Origin of the sequence: Streptomyces sp. NBC_00872 (genome assembly GCF_045161915.1) — a bacterium.
Lineage (GTDB): Bacteria > Actinomycetota > Actinomycetes > Streptomycetales > Streptomycetaceae > Streptomyces.
Genome location: NZ_CP108806.1, coordinates 340473 through 358827, shown reverse-complemented (window position 1 = coordinate 358827; position 18355 = coordinate 340473). Strand labels below are relative to the sequence as shown.

Here is an 18355-nt window from a genome sequence, read left to right as displayed (position 1 = left end):
CCGCCATGACCGTCCGTACCCCCGCCGTCGCCCGCAAGCCCAGGATCGGGCTGGTCGCGGGCGGACTGGGCGCCTACTGGCCGCAGTTCCCCGATCTCCTGCCGCAGCTACGGCGCTCCGCCGGCCGGGTCACCGCGCGTATGCGGGAGTTCGACGCCGAGGTCGTCGACGTCGGTTTCATCTCGGACGCCCGGGAAGGGGCCGAGGCCGCCGAGAAACTCCGCGCAGCCGACTGCGATCTGATCGTCGGTTTCCTCACCACCTATATGACGGCGACCATGCTCGTCCCCGTCGCCCAGCGCAGCGGCGCGCCCGTCCTGCTGATCAATCTCCAGCCCACACCGTCCATGGACCACGCCTCCTTCGACACCGGACAGTGGCTCGCGTACTGCGGTGCCTGCCCGCTGCCGGAGATGGCCAACGCCTTCGAACGCGTGGGTGTCCCCTTCCGCTCCGTCTCCGGGCATCTCGAGGACGAGCGGGCCTGGGGGCGCATCGGCCGCTGGATCCGCGCCGCCGGGGTCCGCTCCGTCCTGCGCCACGGCCGGCACGGCCTGATGGGACATCTGTATCCCGGTATGTACGACGTCTCCACCGACCTCACCATGGTCCCGGCCAATCTCGGCGGCCATGTCGAGGTCGTCGAGTTCGACGATCTGCGGGTACGGGTCGAGCGGGTCGGGGACGGAGAGCTCACCGCGAAACTCGACGAGACCCGCGAGGTCTTCGAACTCGCCGACTCCGTGGTCGAGGACGATCTGCGCTGGGCGGCGCGCGTCTCCGTCGGGCTCGACCGGCTGGTGGCCGACTTCGACCTGGACTCGCTCGCGTACTACCACCGCGGGCTCGACGGCGAGATCCATGAACGGCTCGGCGCGGGCATGATCCTCGGCTCCTCGCTGCTGACCGCCCGCGGTGTCCCGGCCTGCGGCGAGTACGAACTGCGCACCTCGCTCGCGATGCTGATCGCCGACCGTCTCGGCGCGGGCGGATCCTTCACCGAACTCCAGGCACTCGACTTCACGGCCGGAGTCGTCGAGATGGGCCATGACGGCCCCGGTCATCTCGCCATCAGCGAACGCAAGCCGCTGCTGCGCGGTCTGGGTGTCTACCACGGCAAGCGGGGCTGGGGCGTCTCCGTCGAGTTCGACGTACGGCACGGTCCCGTCACCCTGGTCGGCGTGGGACAGAGCCGTGACGGCCGGTACCGGCTGGTGGCGGCCGAGGGCGAGATCGTCCCGGGGCCGCATCTGGAGATCGGCAACACCACCTCCCGTGTCGACTTCGGCTGTGATCCGGGGGAGTGGACCGACGCGTGGAGCGCCAGCGGGGTCGGTCACCACTGGGCCCTGGCCACCGGCCGGCTGCTGCCCGAGCTGCGCGCGCTCTCCGGTCTGACCGGTCTGGACCTGGTGGAGGTCTCCGTCTGATGCGGCGTCCGGTGGGGATCAAGGACGTGGCGGGGGCGGCCGGAGTCTCGGTGGGCACCGTCTCGAATGTGATCAACCGCCCCCACACCGTCACGGAGGAGACCCGCAGACGCGTCCAGTCCGCCATCGAACGGCTCGGCTATGTACGCAGCGAGTCCGCGCGCCAGCTCCGTGCCGGGCGCAGCCGCATTCTGGCCATGCTCGTCCTCGACATGGCCAACCCCTTCTTCGTGGCGGTGGCCTCGGGCGCGGAACGCTCGGCGCGCGCGGCCGGACTCGGGGTGATGCTCTGCAACAGCGCCGAGAACCCCGCGGAGGAGGCCACCTATCTCACGCTCTTCTCCGAACAGCGGGTACGGGGTGTGCTGGTGACCCCGGCCGATACGAGCGGCCGCAATCTCGACGCGTTCCGGCGCCATGACATCCCGTTCGTCCTCGTCGACCGTGTGGTGCCCAGCGCCGACGGCTGTTCGGTCTCCGTGGACGATGTGACCGGCGGCGCGATGGCCGTACGCCATCTGCTGCGCGGTGGCTGCCGCGATATCGCCTATGTCAGCGGCCCGATGCGGCTGGCGCAGTGCCAGAGCCGCCGCGAGGGCGCCCTGCTCGCCCTCGCCGAGGCGGGGCTGCCGTCCGCGTCGCTCCGACATGTCGAGGCCGCCCGGCTCGATGTGGCCGCGGGCCGGGACGCCGGGGCGCGGCTGCTCGGGATGGCGCCCCGGCCGAGCGCGGTGTTCTGCGCCAACGACCTGCTCGCGCTGGGTGTGCTTCAGACGCTCTACCACGCGGGTGTACGGGTGCCCGAGGAGATGGCGCTCGTCGGCTACGACGACATCGAGTTCGCGTCCGCCGCCGCCGTACCGCTGACATCGGTGCGCCGGCCCGCGTTCCGGCTCGGTGGCGCGGCGGCCGATCTGCTCATCGAGGAGACCGGTGACGGGGCCGCGGGACACCGGCACCGGCGTATCGTCCTCCAGCCCGAACTGGTGGTGCGTGCCTCGACGCTCTCCCGCGCGCGTGGCTGACGGCGGGTCCGATCCGCACGGCGGGTCCGGTCTCCACGGCGGCCCCCGGTCCGTGACGGCAGGGGTGTGCCGATGCCTCCGGATGCCCCGGGGTGGCCGGTCCCGGTGGCCCGGGTGGCCGGATCGTCCGGGTGCGCTGTGACCTCCGCTCCATCCCTTGGTCTAGACCTTGACAGGTTCACGCGATTCCGATTTGGTTCCCTCACCCCCCATGGCGAGCAGCCGGACAACCGGTTGCTCGCGCGAAGGAGTGAGTCGTTTGAGACAGCGCGCCCTTGCCCTGTTCGCGGCGATGGTTTCGGCCCTCGCCCTCACGATTTTCCTGCCCGCCTCTTCCGCCTCCGCCGCGACCTGCGCGGCGGGATGGAACGCGTCCGCCGTGTACACCGGCGGCAACACGGCTTCGTACAACGGTCGCAACTGGTCGGCCAAGTGGTGGACCCAGGGAGAGACCCCCGGCACCAGCGATGTCTGGGCCGACCAGGGCTCCTGTGACGGTTCCACCCCCGGCGGCGGCTCCGGCGCCTGTGACTACCCGGCCTGGGTCGCGGGCCGCGCGTATGTCGCCGGGAACATCGTGAAGTACACCGACGGCAAGTTCTATGTGGCCGAGCACGACAACCCGGGCTACGACCCGGTCATCAGCACCTGGTACTGGGAGCCGTACAACTGCACCGGTACCCCGCCGACCGACCCGCCGCCGGCCGGTGGCTTCGTCGTCAGCGAGAGCCAGTTCAACCAGATGTTCCCGAGCCGGAATTCCTTCTACACCTACAGCGGGCTGACCGCCGCGCTGAGCGCGTACCCCGGGTTCGCCAACACCGGCAGTGACACGGTGAAGAGGCAGGAGGCCGCGGCCTTCCTCGCCAATGTCAGCCACGAGACCGGCGGACTGGTCCATGTCGTCGAGCAGAACACCGCGAACTACCCGCACTACTGCGACACGTCACAGTCGTACGGCTGCCCGGCCGGTCAGGCCGCGTACTACGGGCGCGGGCCGATCCAGCTGAGCTGGAACTTCAACTACAAGGCCGCGGGCGACGCGCTGGGCATCAACCTGCTGGCCGACCCGTGGCGTGTCGAGCGCGAATCGGCCGTCGCGTGGAAGACCGGTCTCTGGTACTGGAACACCCAGAACGGTCCCGGCACGATGACCCCGCACAACGCGATGGTCAACCAGGCCGGCTTCGGCCAGACGATCCGTTCCATCAACGGCTCCCTGGAGTGCGACGGACGCAACCCGGCGCAGGTCCAGAGCCGGATCAACAACTACCAGCGCTTCGTGCAGATCCTCGGGACCACTCCCGGGGCCAATCTGAGCTGCTGACACCGTTCGGTCCCCGTACCCGTGGCCTTCGGGCCGCCGGGTGCGGGCGCGAAGGCCGGTCCGACGACCTACAGGTCGCCGTTCCGGCCTTCGTGCGGTTCCGAGCCGTTCTTCCTGACCAGTTCGGCGTTGAACTGGGCACCGGCCAGCAGGGAGAGATTGGTGACCCAGAGCCAGACGAGAAAGACGATGATCCCGGCGAGCGACCCGTACAGCCGGTTGTACGTGCCCGCCTGCGCCGTGTAGAGCGCGAAGCCGGCGGAGGTCAGCAGCCAGAGCGCGACCGCGACGACCCCGCCCGGCAGCGCGTGGCGCAGTCCGCGTCTGCCGGGCGGATCGGTACGGAACACCACCAGCACCAGAACCGCCGCGAGCGTCAGCAGCAGCGGCCACTTCAGCGCGCTCCACACCAGGCTCACCGTCGAGTCCATCCCCAGGACACGCCCCAGCGTGGCCGCGACCTCCCCTGTCAGCACCAGTGTGAAGGCACTGGTCACCAGCAGCGCGAGCAGGGCGCAGGCGGTGATCGCGATCCGCGGCGCCGTACGCCACGGCGGTCTGCGGTCGACGGTGCCGTACATGGTGTGCAGGGCCCGGCGGAACACCCCGAGATAGCTGGAGGCCGACCACACGGCGCCGACGGTGCCGAAGGACGCCAGCACCCAGGCCGCGGAGCGCTGCCGGGCCATCTCCTCCAGGGCGCTGTGGACCAGCACCCGGGACTGCGCGGGAACGAGGACCGTGATCTGACCGGCGAGCTGCCCGCTCGCCCCGGGACCGGCGAGGCCGATGGAACAGACGGTGACCAGCAGCGCGGGGAAGATCGCCAGAACGGCGTAGTACGTGAGGGCGGCGGCCCGGTCGGTGGCGTCGTCCCGCCACAGCGCGAGCGGTGTACGGCGCAGCGCTCCGGTGATACGTCCGGCCCCGCCGGGAGCGGCACCGCTGGGGACGGGCCCGCTGGGGACGGGCCCGCTGGGGACGGGCCCGCTGGGGACGGGCCCGCTGGGGACGGGCCCGCTGGGGACGGGCCCGCCGGGAGCGGACCCGTCGGGGGCGGGTCCGTCAGGTGACGGGTGGTCGGGCGACGGCCTGTCAGCTCCTGGCCCGCCGGGTGTCCGCCCGCCGTGGGCCGGTGCGCTGAGGGTGTCCCGGGCCACGGGATCTCCCTCGCCGTCCCACGACGGCCCCCGGTGCCCGGATTCCTCGACGGACAAACTGCCTCCCGCGTCCTCGGTGCTGTGCCGCCGGTCGTCGTCCGGTCCCCGCCTACCCTGCCTCATCACCTCACAGGCCTTCGCACCGCACCGCCGCCCCGCGTTTCCGCGCTCCGCGGACCGGAGGCGTTCACCTGCCGGATAACCGTTTGCCCACCGTCTCGTTGTGCCGGTCGGGGCAGCGGCCGGTCTGCGCACGCCCGCGTACCGGAGCGAGCGCCCCCACACCGACGAGCGGAGGTCCCTTGTGCCGGACGACCAGATGGAGCCGAGACCCGTCCACGTACCGCGTCCCGAACCGCCGGCGGCGCCCGGCCCCCGTCGCTCCCGGCGCCGGCTTCTGCGCGCGGTGTTCGCCCTCGGAGTGGTCGCGGGTACGTCGGCGGTGCTGACGCCCATCCTCAGGGTGGGCCACCGGGCGGCCGGCGGCGCGGGCGGCGGAGCGGATATGGACGGGGCCGGTGGCGGAGAGGCCGGAGCGGGCAGGACGGCCGACGAGATGTACCGGGGACGGCATATCCGGATCCGTACCACGGGGGGCGTCCGCGCTCCTTCCGATGCCAGATTCCTGGCCGTCCCGTCCGTGCTTGACATCCGTATCGACGGCCGGCCCCTCCAGATGATGCGGCGCGCGGACGGCAGCTATCTGAGCGTCGTCAACCACTACGAGTCGTTCCCCACCCCGCTGGACGCGGCCCGCGCGGCGGTCGACGACCTCGCGGGCGCCGGCCTGTCGCTCTCCGGACCGATCCATCACATGTGAACCCCTGGGAGGGCCTTCGCGGTGTACACGAGAAAGAACCAGCGGAATCTGACCGGCGCGGAGCGAAGAGGCTTCGTCAACGCCGTTCTGGAGCTGAAACGTACGGGGGAGTACGACGAGTTCGTACGGCAGCACATCGAGTTCTACGTCACCGACGCGGAGGACGGTCCGCGCGCCGCGCATATGACGCCGTCCTTCTTCCCCTGGCACCGCCGCTTCCTGCTGGAGTTCGAGCGCGCACTCCAGCGGGTCGACGCCAAGGTGACCGTCCCTTACTGGGACTGGACGGCCGACAACACACCGGCCGCCGCGCTCTGGTCCGAGGACTTCCTCGGTGGCAACGGCCGCGCGCGTGACCATCAGGTCATGACCGGTCCGTTCGCATACGGAACCGGACAGTGGACGATCAGGCACGGGGTGACGGACCAGAAGTATCTGATGCGCAATCTGGGCCGGCCGTCCGCGCCGATCGCGCTGCCCAGCCACGACGAACTGGACTGGGCGATGAACGAGCCGGTGTACGACGCGGCCCCCTGGAACTCCACCGTCGCCTCCGGGTTCCGCAACCGGCTGGAGGGCTGGCTCTCCGGCGGCGTCGAGCGCTGGCGCAACCACAATCGCGTCCACCGCTGGGTCGGCGGGCACATGCTGGGTGCCTCCTCCCCGAACGACCCCGTCTTCTGGCTCCACCACTCCTTCATCGACCTGCTGTGGGACCGCTGGCAGCAGCGGCATCCGAAGGCCGTCTATCTGCCGAGGACCAGGCTGCGCCCCGGCGATCCGCAGAGCGGACGGGTCATCAGCCTGGAGGAACCCATGCCGCCGTGGGACGCCAGACCGTCCGAACTCCTCGACCACCGGGACCTGTACCGCTACGAACAGTGACCGTGCCCGCCCTTTCGGACGCGACGGCCTCCCGCGTGTGAACGCGGGAGGCCGTCGGTCACCGGTCACGCACGGCCCCGGAGCCGTGCGCCCTCACCGGATGATCAGCCGCCGTAGCCGCCGTGGCCGTGGGTCTTGGCGGTGGGTACGCCCGAGATGTTGGCGCACTGGTTGCCGAACGCCGGGTTGAGCAGACCGACCACGTCGATCGTGTTGCCACAGAGATTGAGCGGGATGTGCACGGGCACCTGGATGACGTTGCCGGACAGGACACCGGGCGAGCCGACGGCCGCGCCTTCGGCCTCGGCGTCGGCAGCGGCCATCCCGGCGCCACCGACCAGCACGGCACCCGTGCCGACAAGAACAGCGGTTGCCTTCGCGATACGCGACATCAAGTTTCTCCTTGGACGTATGGGGCGCGGCCGCAGATGTGCGGCCTTCACGCACTTCAACGCCCTGGCTCACGCTCGGTAACGGACAACCAGCCATTCGGTGCCGCATCTTCCGGCAGCCGGTCGGCCGGTCGGCCGAGCAGTCCCAGCCTTCCGACCAGCCGGTCGATCCCGTTGCGTGGCCCGACCAGACTGATGCCGCAGTACGCCAGCTCGTCCTGGCCGGTACCGGCCACCGCGTCGAGATACTCGTCGTACACCCGTGAGCTCTGGGCCTGCTCCGGCATGTCCACGATCAGTACCTCGTCCTTGCCCGCGGCCTTGGCCCGGATCGAGCGCAGTGTCCGCGCGTCGGCGGCCAGCACCGAGCATCCGGCCCAGGGCAGCCCCGGATGGACGACACCCGAGGCGTCCTCGCCGTCGGGACCGAGCAGTTCGGGCAGCGCCTTGCCGACGGCGGCGGCCATACAGGCGGCGGCGTTCGCCGCACGGCCCGCCGGCAGGCTCTCGTCCACGACGATCACCCACTTCAGCCGTGCCTGCCGGGTGGAGCCGTGGGTGGTGACATCCTCGCCGGTCAGCCGGGGGAGGGACATGAGGGCTCCTTCGTGTACGGATATGCCGATACGCTAGGCAGACGTTCCGGATCTGTCGCTGCCCGCCGTATGTCATACGGCCCCGAAGGTGTCCCATGAAATTTGATGCGGTCGACCAGGCTCTGCTGCGGGAGCTGCAGAACGATGCACGGCAGACCAATCGCGATCTCGCGGCCAAGACCGGGGTCTCCCCCTCCACCTCGCTGGAGCGGGTGAGGCTGCTGCGCGAGCACGGCGTGATCACCGGCTATCACGCGGCGGTCGATCTGGAGGCGGTGGGGCGGCCCGTACAGGCCCTGATCTCGGTCCGGATCCGGCCGCCCGCCCGGCCGGTCATCGAGGGATTCCGTGAGTGGGCCGCCCGGCTGCCGGAGGTGATTGGCCTGTTCGTCACCTCCGGCGCCCATGACTTCCTGCTCCATATCGCCGTGCCGGACGTCAACGGTGTCTACGCCTTTGTCATCGACCGCCTCACCGAACGCCGTGAGGTCGCCGACGTACAGACGACGCTGGCGTACGAACACGTCAGAGCCCGCCGTATCGATCCCGCCGACGAGGACGGTCCGGCCCGCCAGCGCGGACGTGGCTGACAGCCGGACCACTCCCCGGGTGACCCGGGTGACCCGGGCTCAGCCGGAGCGGCGGGGCTGGAGCGTGGTGGCGTACTCCCCGCCCCGCGCCAGCAGCTCATGGTGGCTGCCCACCTCGACGATCCTGCCGCGGTCCATCACGATGATGCGGTCCGCGTTCCTGATGGTGGAGAGCCGGTGCGCGACCACGAAGACCGTCCTGCCCCGGACGAGATGGGACAGCGCGTCCTGGATCAGCCCCTCCGACCGGTTGTCGAGTGCCGAGGTCGCCTCGTCGAGCACCAGCACCCGCGGATCCCTGATCAGCGCCCTGGCGATCGCGAGCCGCTGCTTCTGACCCCCCGACAGCCGGGCGCCGCGCTGCCCCACCACGGTGTCGAGACCGTCGGGCAGCCGGTCGACGAACTCCATCGCGTGAGCGGCCAGCAGGGCCTCCCGCAGCGCCTCCTCGTCCGCGCCGCCCTCCAGACCGTAGGTGACGTTCTCCCGGATGGTCCCCTCGAACAGGATCGACTCCTGCGGTACGACGGAGAGGAAGCGCCGGTAGGTGCGCAGATCCAGGGACGCCATGTCCGTACCGTCGAGCAGGATCCGGCCCTCCGTGGGCCGGATGAAACCGATCAGCAGATTGAGGATCGTGGACTTGCCCGCGCCCGAGGCCCCCACCAGCGCGATGGTCTCGCCGGGCAGCACCGACAGATCGAACCCGCTCACGGAGTGCTCCGTCGCGTCGGGGTAGCGGAAGCCCGTCCCCTGGAAGTCGATCCGTCCCCCGACCCGCTCGACGAGGGTCTTGCCCTCGTTGCTCTCCAGGTCGGGTGCCTGGAGGACCTCACCGACCGAACGCACCGACTCCAGCCCCTTGGAGATGATCGGGGTCAGATTCATCAGCGTCGTCAGCGAGGCGGTCAGGGCGGTGAAGAAGGTGCTGATCATCACCACATCGCCCGCCGAGAGTCCCAGCCAGCCGTAGTACGCCACGACCGCCGAGCCGGAGAGACAGCCGACCGCCATGGTGTTGAGCAGAATCCAGGAGAGCGATCCGAAGCGGCCGTTGAGCACATCGAGCCGGAATCCGGCGGTGACCACCCGCTCCAGGGTGTTGTCGACACGGTGCAGCGCCGCGCGCTCCAGACCGTGGGCGCGGGTGATCGGTATGAGCGTCGTCATCTCGCCGACCCGTGAGGAGAGCCGTTCGACCTCCAGCCGGAATTCCTCGTTGTTGCTCCGTATCCGGGAGCGCAGCCGGCGTACCAGCAGCGCCGCCAGCGGGACGACGACCAGGAACACCGGCAGCACGACCGGGGTACGGAACCCGATCACCGCCAGTCCGCCCAGCAGCGTCATGATGGCGCCGAGTCCCATGTCGGCGCTCTGCTGGGTCATCGTCTCCACCGACTCGACGTCCCGTACGACCTTGGTCTGGAGCACACCCGCGCTGACCCGGGCGTGGTAGCCGATGGACAGATACTGCATCCGGCGGCAGAGCGCCGAACGCAGCTCACGTCCCATCCGGCGGATGCTGGCGCTCATCAGACGCGCGTACAGCAGATGCAGCGGGAAGTTGAGCACGAGGACCAGCACCACGGCCCCCGTGTTGTACCAGAGGTGGGAGACGGGCCGGTGGTCCACGACCACATCGATGATGTTGGCCGTGATCAGGGGCAGCATCCAGACGGGGATGTGCTTGACGGCGAAGACCACGACGGCGAGCAGCAGTCTGCGGCGGTCGGGGCGGAAGAGGTAGGCGAGCGTGCGGAGCGGGTGCTCCCCCGAGTAGTGGTGGTCCAGCGGACTGGAACGCGGGGTTGATTCGGGATTCTGCATGGAGAGCGGGGTCCTCTTTCGAATGATGATCATATTAGCCCTCGGCGTGCAGACATGCAGTCTCCTCCGACCGGCCCACGGTCGGAAGCGCTTTCCGGGGCGGTCTCACAGGAACCGCCGCGATCCGGTCGCCTCCTGCGGGGATTTGCCGGGACCCCGCCGGTGTCCGCCGGTGTCCGCGGGGATCCGCCGGCACCCGTAGGCACCCGTCAGGACGTGCCCGGAGCGTGCGCCCGCCCGATCGGTGAGATGGTGGCTGCATGGCTGATCGGGGTCGACCTCCGGCTGCCGTATCGCTGCCGGACGACTGGCCCGCCCATCCGGATCTGAGCCTGGCGCTGAACCGTATGGGCGGCTTCGACTGGAATCTCGACAGCGGGCTGGTGCATCTCGACGGGCCCGCCCTCGAGATCTTCGGCCTGCGCCCCGAGGAGTTCGACGGCGATCCGAAGACCCTTCTCGATCTGGTGCCGGACGACGAGGCGGCGCGGCTGAAGAGCCTGATCGCGCGGGCGCTCAAGGAGGGACTGCCCTCCTACGGCGCGTACTTCCGGATCAGGCACCGCGACGGATCGCTGCACTGGACCCGCACCCAGGCGCACATCCGGCACGAGGCGGGGCGGCCCCGCAGGATCATCGGCATCGTACGGTCCGCCGAACAGGAACTGGCCGAGGCCGCCCTCAGGAGCGAGGTGGACGAGGGGCGGCGCCGACTGACCGGGGTGGTCGACCGGACCACCGCTCTGCTGGCCCGCGCCTCCTCGATGGACGATGTCATCGCCGTACTCAAGGACGACGAGGCGCTGGGACATCTCCGGGCCGTCAGCGTGATGCTGGGGGTGATCGAGGGCGGCCGGATCCGGCTGGTCGCCGAGGGACGGCTCGGTTCCTATGTACCGGAACTGCTCTACACGAGGATCGACGACCAGTTCCCGATGAGCGAGGTGGTGCGCACCCAGCGGCCGCTCTTCATCACCTCGCGCGAGGAGTTCCGCGCCGGCTATCCCCTTCTGTGGCCCCATCTCGAACCGCTCTCGGTCGGCTCCGGTGCCTATCTGCCGCTGATCGCCCAGGCCCGGCCGATCGGCGTCCTCGGTCTGCTCTATCCCCGGCACGGCGCCTTCAGCGACGAGGAGCGCAATCTGCTGGTCGCCCTCAGCAGCGGAATCGCCCAGAGCCTGCAGCGCGCCATGCTCTACGAACAGGAGCACGATCTCGCCGAGGGCCTCCAGCAGGCGATGCTCCCGCGCCATATCCCCGACATCCCCGGGGTACGGACCGTCGTCCGCTACCGCTCAGCCCGACTGGGCCGCAGCGTCGGCGGCGACTGGTACGACGTACTTCCGCTGCCGGGCGGCCGGGTCGGGCTGACGATCGGCGACGTCCAGGGCCATGACACGGACGCGGCGGTGGTGATGGGACAACTGCGCATGGCGCTCTGGGCGTACGCCTCCGAGGGACATCCGCCCGCCACCGCGATGGTCCGCGCCTCGGCGCTCCTGCACGAGCTGGGCACCGACCGCTTCGCGACCTGTACCTACGCCGAGATCGATCTGTCGAGCGGGGCGCTGAGCGTCGTACGGGCCGGGCATCTCGATCCGCTGCTCCGGCGTGCCGACGGAAGCTGCCACTGGATCCCGGCGGCGGGCGGACTGCCGCTCGGGCTCTCGGCGGAGTTCACCCGGCCCGACGGGATCGGCTACCCGGTGACCACGGGGGTGCTCGGGCCCGGCGACACGCTACTGCTCTTCACCGACGGTCTGGTGGAGCAGCCGGGGACCGATCTCGGGGAGCGGCTCGAAGTGCTCAGGGAGAGGGTACGGACGGGCCCCGCCGATCCGGCGGAACTGGCCGACCTGCTGTTCGACGCACCGGGGCAGGAGAGCGGCGAGGACGACATGGCCCTGTTGCTGCTGCGCCGGGACTGAACGGGGTTCGCGGGGGGCGGTCCCCGGGATCCGGTTCGGGGGGCTCGGGCCCGCGCCGCTGATATCGCGTCAGAACCCGCTGATACCGCGTCAGAACCCTTTACGACGCTGTTTCTTGAGGGTCCCGGTGCGCTCCGGTGCGCTTCACCCGGTCACCGCGTGTTCTCCCCGACGTTCCCACGAACCCCTGGATCAATGGTCCCCGCACCGCGATGCTGGCGGCAGACAGCGCTTACCGAGTGCGTATCCACCCTCTTCCAGGAGAAGTTGTGGGCCCAGGCTTTGCCGGGCGGTCCGCCGTGCTGTTCGCGGCGGTGACCGCCCTGACGGCGGGGGCGGCAGCCCCGTCCCTCGCCGACTCCGTCCCCGACCCCCGTCCCCGGACCGCCGCGGAGATCCTGCGGCCCGTCGCCCCGCCGCCCGCGAGCGCGGCCACCGCCGTACCGGGCGCCATGGCGGCCCCGAGCGCCATCGCCGACGGCGACGGTATCGAGACCGCGCGCGTCTCGCGCCCGATCGCTCCCGGCATCAGGCTGACCTCGTACGACCGGCTCGAATCCGACAAGTGGCTGCGTGTCGACGCGCTCTCCGTCGATCTCCACGGCAGCGGCGCCCAGGCCGGCTATCTCTCCTCGGGCAAGGTCTCCGACCGCCGTACCGTCTCCCAGCTCGCCGTCGGCCACGACGCCGGGCCGGGCCGCCGTACCGTCGCCGCGGTCAACGCCGACTTCTTCGACATCAACGAGACGGGAGCGCCCCAGGGCCCCGGTCTTTCGGACGGCGAGGTCGTCCAGTCCCCGGCGCCCGGGGCCCATCAGGCCGTCGGTATCGGCCCGGGGAACGCCGGGCGGATCCTGAAGCTGTACTTCGACGGCACCGTGACACTCCCGTCCGGACCGCGGGCGCTGGAGGCGTACAACGCGGCGAACGTGCCCGCCGACGGTATCGGCGCCTACACCACGGGCTGGGGCGAGGCCGACCGCCGCCTGACCGTGGACCGGGCGGCCCCCGTCGCCGAGGCCGCCGTACGGGACGGAAAAGTCGTCTCCGTGTCCGACGTGCCCGGCAACGGCCCGATCGCCGAGGGCACCACGGTGCTGGTGGGCCGGGAGGCGGGCGCCGTGGCGCTCGCCGGTCTGCGGCCCGGTGACCCGGTGACGCTGGAGTACCGGCCGCGCGCCGACAGCGGGTCCGTGCCGCGCACCGCCGTCGGCGGCCGTGAACTGCTGGTCGCCGACGGGACGGCGGTCGGCCATGAGGGGGAGGGGAACAACACCGCGGCTCCCCGTACCGCCGTCGGGTTCTCCCGTGACGGCGGCACGATGCAGGTGATCACCGTCGACGGACGGCAGGCCGACAGCGGTGGAGTCACCCTCACCGAGCTGGGCCTGATGATGCGTGAGGCCGGTGCGTACAACGCGCTCAACCTCGACGGCGGCGGCTCCTCCACCCTGCTCGCCCGCGCGCCGGGCAGCGACGACCTGCGCGTCGAGAACAGCCCCTCGGACGGCAGCGAGCGCACGGTGCCCAACGGTCTCGCGCTCACCGCGCCGGACGGCAGCGGCCGGCTCACGGGTTTCTGGGTCGAGACCCGTACCCCCGCCGGGGCGGCACCGACCGTCGACCCGGTCAGGGGCGGCCACCCCGAGCGGGTCTTCCCCGGACTGACCCGCCGGCTCACCGCCGCCGGGTACGACGAGACGTACGGCCCCGCGGCCGGCACCCCGCGCTGGCGGGTCGTACGGTCCTCGGTGGGGCGGGTCGACTCCCAGGGGGTGTTCACCGCGCGCCGCGGCGGCACCACCGAGGTACGCGCGGAGCGCGGACACGCCACGGGCGGTACGGAACTGACGGTGCTCGGCACGCTCGACCGTATCCAGCCCACCACCCGGCGCGTCGGACTCGCGGACGCGGCCGCGACGGGCACCTTCGGCATCGTCGGACTCGACGCCCAGGGCACCAGCGCGCCCGTTGAACCACGGGACGTGACGCTGGAGTACGACCGGTCGCTGTTCGCCGTCACCGACGACGGCCGAGGCTCCTTCACCGTGAGGTCCCTCAAGGGCATCGGCGCGGGAGCGATCACGGCGGGCGTCGGCGGCGCCACGACCGTACTCGCCGTCAGCGTCGGACTCGACGAGCAGCCGGTCTCCGGCCTCGACGACGCCGCGTCCTGGACCTTCAGCCAGGCACGCGCGAGCGGCTCGGTCTCGGCGGCCCCCGACGGGCACACCGGTACCGGGCTCACCCTCTCCTACGACTTCACCCGGTCCACCGCCACCCGCGCCGCGTACGCCTCCCCGCCGCGGCAGATCGCGGTGCCCGGCCAGCCACAGTCCTTCGGACTCTGGATCAGGGGCGACGGCAAGGGCGCCTGGCCCACCCTGCATCTCAAGGACGCGGCGGGCTCCGACCAGCTGCTGCGCGGACCGTATGTCACCTGGACCGGCTGGCAGCAGGTGACCTTCGCCGTACCGGCCGGGGCGGCCATGCCGCTGAGCGTCCACCGCTTCTATCTCGCCGAGACCGCCGCGACCGAGCAGTACACGGGCGAGATCCTGATCGACGATCTGACGGCGCAGGTCCCGCCGACCGTGAATCTGCCCGAACAGCCGCGCACCGCCGATCCGCTGATCGACCCGGCGGCGGAGACGGAGGGCAGGGACTGGCGGTTCGCGGTCATGTCCGACGCCCAGTTCGTCGCCCGTGCCCCGGACAGCGCGATCGTGGCCCAGGCCCGTCGTACGCTGCGTGAGATCAGGGCGGCGCGGCCGGACTTCGTGGTGATCAACGGCGATCTTGTCGACGAGGGCTCGCCCGCGGATCTCGACTTCGCCCGTACCGTCCTGACGGAGGAACTGGGCGACGCGGTGCCCTGGTACTACGTTCCGGGCAACCACGAGGTGATGGGCGGCTCCATCAAGAACTTCACCGACCGGTTCGGCCCCGCCCAGCGGGTCTTCGACCACGAGGGCACCCGCTTCCTCACCCTCGACACATCGAGTCTGACGCTGCGCGGCGGCGGCTTCGCCCAGATCAGGGCCGTACGCGAGCAGTTGGACGCGGCGGCCAAGGACAGCCGGGTCCGCTCGGTCATGCTGATCGAGCACGTACCGCCGCGCGATCCGACGGTCCAGCGGGCCAGTGAGCTGAGCGACCGCAAGGAGGCGGCCCTGATCGAGCAGTGGCTCACGGAGTTCCGCCGTACGACCGGCAAGGGCGCGGGACTCATCGGCGGCCATGTCGGGGTCTTCCACGCCTCGCGGGTGAACGGCGTGCCGTATCTGATCAACGGCAACTCGGGGAAGGCGCCCGCCGCGCCGGTGGACGAGGGCGGCTTCACCGGCTGGTCGCTCGTCGGTGTGGACCGGATCTCCCACCGTGAGCGGTCGGCGGCGCGGGTGAGACCGTGGGAGGGCGGCCCCGACTGGGTCTCCGTACAGACCCGCGCGCACACGGACGCGCTGGAACTGGACGCGCCGGCCGCGCTGAGCCCCCGTCACAGCGCCGAGGTCTCGGCGACCGTCGTCCAAGGGGCCCGGCGGATCCCGGTCGGCTTCCCGCTGAGCGCGGACTGGACCGGATCCCCGAATCTCCGTATCGGCGACCGGGACGGCGTCCGGCCCCGCCACACGGCGGTCTTCGACCCGGCGACCGGCACACTGACCGCACTGCGGCCGGGTACGGTCACGCTCGCGGTGACGGTCGGCGGTGTGACACGGCGGGCGGAGATCCGCGTCACGGCGACGGCGGTGGGAGCGCTTCCGGCGGCGCCCGTGACCGTCGCCGTGCCCGCGGCGTGATCCGGTGAGCGCCCCTGGCGCGGGTGCGGGCGTCAGCCGGCCGCGGGGCGGAGAGTGGCCTGTAGGGGACATGACGGCTGGAGTGTGAGACCCGTCCTCGGCGGGATGTCGCCCGGGTCGGTCTCGACATGGAAGCGCTGCGCGAGGGTGGCCAGTACGAGCACCGCCTCCACCATCGCGAACCTGGCCCCTAGACAGGCGCGCGAGCCGCCGCCGAAGGGGAACCACGCGTGATCCGGCACGGCCTCGGCCGCGTCGGGGTCCCAGCGTTCGGGACGGAAGTCGTCGGGACGGGGGAACCAGCGCGCGTCCCGGTGCGCGCTCCACTGGCTGGACCACAGGACCGTGCCCTCCGCCACCGGGCGCCCGGCCAGTGTCGAATCCGCCTTGGCGATCCCGGTCATCAGCCAGACCGGAGGGTAGAGCCGCAGGGTCTCCTTGATGATCTGCTCGGTCCAGGGAAGCTGTTTGAGATCGTCGTGGCCGGGGGGCCGGCCGCCGAGGACGTCGTCCAGTTCGCGGGTGAGACGGGCCCTGGCCCCGGGACTGCGGGAGAGCAGGTACCAGGCCCAGGTGAGTGTGGTGCCGGTGGTCTCATGGCCCCCGATGTAGAGGGTGACCGCCTCGTCGCGTATCTCCTTGTCGGTGAGCGGCCGGTCCTGCTCGTCCCTGGCCGCGAGGAGCCGGCTCAGCAGATCGTCCCGGTCCTCGTCCCCGCGCCGGCGCAGCTCCGTCACCCGGGCCACCTCGCGGTCGATGACGGTCACGGCGCGCTTGAGCCGTCGCCGCCCCGGGGTCGGGATCCAGGGCGGCAGGAACAGGGTGACCCCACGGAACTCGTCACCGATCGCGCGCTGGGCGACATCCATCGCGGGCCCGATCATGCTCTCGCGGCCGGCGGTGTCGGCTCCGAAGAGCGTCCGTACGGCGATGCGCTGGGTGAGGCCCAGCATCTCGTCCCGTACGTCGAGGCGTTGGCCGGGCCGCCAGGTGTCCGCCAGCGTGGCCGCGCAGTCCGCCATCGTCTCCGCGTATCCGCGCACCTGGCGCGGTCGTACGGCGGGCTGGACCAGGGCGCGTTTACGGCGCCAGGCGGGCCCCTCCGAGGTGACGACGCCCTCGCCGAGAACGAGCTTGAACGCCCAGCCGAGTTCGGGGTGGCGGAACTCGGTCTCGATACCGGTGAGCAACTCCCCGATGTCCTCGGGGCGGGAGAGGAACAGGGCGCGCTGCGGCCCGAGCCGCCACTCGACGAGATCTCCGCGTTCACGCAGCCGGGTGAAGAAGGCGAGCGGATCACGGGAGAAGGCCGGCAGATTCCCCAGCAGCGGCAGCCGGCGGGGACCGGGTACGGGAACGGTCGTCATGGCGGGGCTCCTCGGCGGTCGGAGGCCGCCGGAGGGACACCGGCAGCGGGGGGAGAGAGACGAGCGGAGGGAGGAAACGCGGGAGGTCGGGAGCGAAAAACGCGGGAGTTCGGGAGCGAAAGGGGGACCCACCCAGGAAAGCGTCCGACGGCGGCTCGTGCCAGAGGGCCTCGGACCGGTGCGGGCGCTGTCCGCGAGGCCGGCCCCGGGCACGGCGGCCTCGGCCACCAGCCGCTCCCGCTTCTTCTCCCTCTCCCTCTCTCCGGCTCCGGCTCCGCATCCCGGTCCCGCATATCCCGGCCGTGGATTCTTCGCTTCACAACACACCCATCTCATTCACGGCAACTCCCGTCAGGCCGCCGAACGTCGGTGCCGCGGGTCATGAGCGACGGTGATGCGGTGCCATCGGGAGACCCAGCCCAAGCCAGCCAAAGAGCATCAATTCGCCTTGCGTATAAACCAGTTCACATGCGACCTCCAAGGGTTCATCATGTGACGCGCGGCACATCTCAGGATGAGAGTGCTGGGCTATTCTTCATCGGCACTGTGAACTGACTGACAATCAGCGGTGCGAGGGGGGCCGGGTTCCGGGGGAGACAAGGTCTGGGGCTTTGGTGTCTTCGCGCACCGCCCGGAAAGGACCCTCTCGGTGATATCTCGTGTTCGCCGGCGTCTGTTCGCCGGTCTCATCGGCACTCTCGTCTCCCTGGCGGGGGTGTCCACCCTCGCCTTCGCCGGGGGCGCCCCGTCCTCGGCTCCCACCAGCGGCGCAGCCGGGGACAGCCCCCCGTTCGCGGTCGAAGATTACAACTATCCGAACGCCGAGCGAATTCTCGCCGACAAGGGCATCCTTTTGAAGAAGGGTGACGGCCACATCGTGCTGGCCGAGTGCGGCCAGACGGCGAACCAGATCAAGGTGCTGACCGTCGAGGACGAATCGGCGGGCCGGGACGGCACATACTGTTTCCGGGCCACCACCACAACCGGTTTTCTCACGCTGGAACTTCCCCGGGTATTCGCCCTGGAGACCGCGGACCACCCCATCAGCGCGGACCTGACCGCCAATGGTGAGACCACCACGGTGGCGGTACCCAAGGACGGTTTCGAATCGGTCGGTGAAGGCACCGTCGGTGGCGCCCGGTCCGTCCTGGTCGAGATTCGTGTCACCGGCTGACGCAATGGCTCTCCGCATCCAAACGCAGCGC

General features: G+C 70.8%; 14 protein-coding genes. 9 read left to right on the top strand and 5 right to left on the bottom strand.

Annotation, left to right across the window (positions count from 1 at the left end; translation table 11 throughout):
* The first annotated feature begins 5 nt into the window (after positions 1-5).
* From OG214_RS01640 to OG214_RS01630, 3 genes are all read left to right on the top strand, one after another.
* The gene (locus OG214_RS01640; RefSeq protein ID WP_383032451.1) at positions 6-1430 is read left to right on the top strand and encodes an arabinose isomerase; all 1425 of its coding nucleotides are present in this window, start codon (positions 6-8) and stop codon (positions 1428-1430) included.
* Positions 1430-2455: a LacI family DNA-binding transcriptional regulator gene (locus OG214_RS01635; RefSeq protein WP_363083947.1), complete on the top strand. Its 1026-nt coding sequence runs from the start codon at positions 1430-1432 to the stop codon at positions 2453-2455. Before OG214_RS01640 ends, OG214_RS01635 begins: the two co-directional genes overlap by 1 nt.
* Before the next feature lie 259 nt (positions 2456-2714).
* The gene (locus tag OG214_RS01630; protein WP_405983476.1) at positions 2715-3782 is read left to right on the top strand and encodes a glycoside hydrolase family 19 protein; all 1068 of its coding nucleotides are present in this window, start codon (positions 2715-2717) and stop codon (positions 3780-3782) included.
* Between the two features lie 68 nt (positions 3783-3850).
* Here OG214_RS01630 and OG214_RS01625 read toward each other — a convergent pair whose 3' ends face one another.
* Complete coding sequence (locus OG214_RS01625) at positions 3851-4942, bottom strand: YhjD/YihY/BrkB family envelope integrity protein (protein WP_405983475.1); 1092 nt, start codon at positions 4940-4942, stop codon at positions 3851-3853.
* Positions 4943-5165: 223 nt separating this feature from the next.
* On the opposite strand from OG214_RS01625, the gene OG214_RS01620 reads away from it, so the two are divergent.
* Together OG214_RS01620 and OG214_RS01615 are read left to right on the top strand one after the other, a co-directional pair.
* Entirely contained in the window at positions 5166-5762 is a 597-nt protein-coding gene (locus OG214_RS01620) for a tyrosinase family oxidase copper chaperone (protein WP_405983474.1), read from the top strand.
* Positions 5763-5783: 21 nt separating this feature from the next.
* Positions 5784-6647, top strand: coding sequence for a tyrosinase family protein (locus OG214_RS01615; protein WP_405983473.1), 864 nt, complete (start codon positions 5784-5786; stop codon positions 6645-6647).
* A gap of 104 nt (positions 6648-6751) precedes the next feature.
* On the opposite strand, the gene OG214_RS01610 is transcribed toward OG214_RS01615, so the two are convergent.
* Positions 6752-7039, bottom strand: coding sequence for a chaplin (locus OG214_RS01610; RefSeq protein WP_405983472.1), 288 nt, complete (start codon positions 7037-7039; stop codon positions 6752-6754).
* A 56-nt stretch (positions 7040-7095) separates the two neighbouring features.
* Positions 7096-7635: a DUF2000 domain-containing protein gene (locus OG214_RS01605; RefSeq protein WP_405983471.1), complete on the bottom strand. Its 540-nt coding sequence runs from the start codon at positions 7633-7635 to the stop codon at positions 7096-7098.
* 95 nt (positions 7636-7730) lie between these two features.
* Here OG214_RS01605 and OG214_RS01600 point away from each other — a divergent pair, with 95 nt between their 5' ends.
* Positions 7731-8225: an Lrp/AsnC family transcriptional regulator gene (locus tag OG214_RS01600; protein ID WP_405983470.1), complete on the top strand. Its 495-nt coding sequence runs from the start codon at positions 7731-7733 to the stop codon at positions 8223-8225.
* A gap of 39 nt (positions 8226-8264) precedes the next feature.
* On the opposite strand, the gene OG214_RS01595 is transcribed toward OG214_RS01600, so the two are convergent.
* Positions 8265-10052: an ABC transporter ATP-binding protein gene (locus tag OG214_RS01595; RefSeq protein ID WP_363085972.1), complete on the bottom strand. Its 1788-nt coding sequence runs from the start codon at positions 10050-10052 to the stop codon at positions 8265-8267.
* Between the two features lie 260 nt (positions 10053-10312).
* On the opposite strand from OG214_RS01595, the gene OG214_RS01590 reads away from it, so the two are divergent.
* Positions 10313-11980 carry a SpoIIE family protein phosphatase gene (locus tag OG214_RS01590; protein WP_405983469.1) on the top strand — a complete coding sequence of 556 codons (1668 nt, stop codon included), beginning with the start codon at positions 10313-10315 and terminating at the stop codon, positions 11978-11980.
* Between the two features lie 269 nt (positions 11981-12249).
* Positions 12250-15783, top strand: a complete 3534-nt coding sequence (locus OG214_RS01585) for a phosphodiester glycosidase family protein (protein ID WP_405983468.1) — start codon at positions 12250-12252, stop codon at positions 15781-15783.
* A gap of 32 nt (positions 15784-15815) precedes the next feature.
* On the opposite strand, the gene OG214_RS01580 is transcribed toward OG214_RS01585, so the two are convergent.
* Entirely contained in the window at positions 15816-17150 is a 1335-nt protein-coding gene (locus tag OG214_RS01580; protein WP_405983467.1) for a cytochrome P450, read from the bottom strand.
* Positions 17151-17799: 649 nt separating this feature from the next.
* On the opposite strand from OG214_RS01580, the gene OG214_RS01575 reads away from it, so the two are divergent.
* The gene (locus tag OG214_RS01575; RefSeq protein WP_363083902.1) at positions 17800-18324 is read left to right on the top strand and encodes a hypothetical protein; all 525 of its coding nucleotides are present in this window, start codon (positions 17800-17802) and stop codon (positions 18322-18324) included.
* Positions 18325-18355 lie beyond the last annotated feature (31 nt).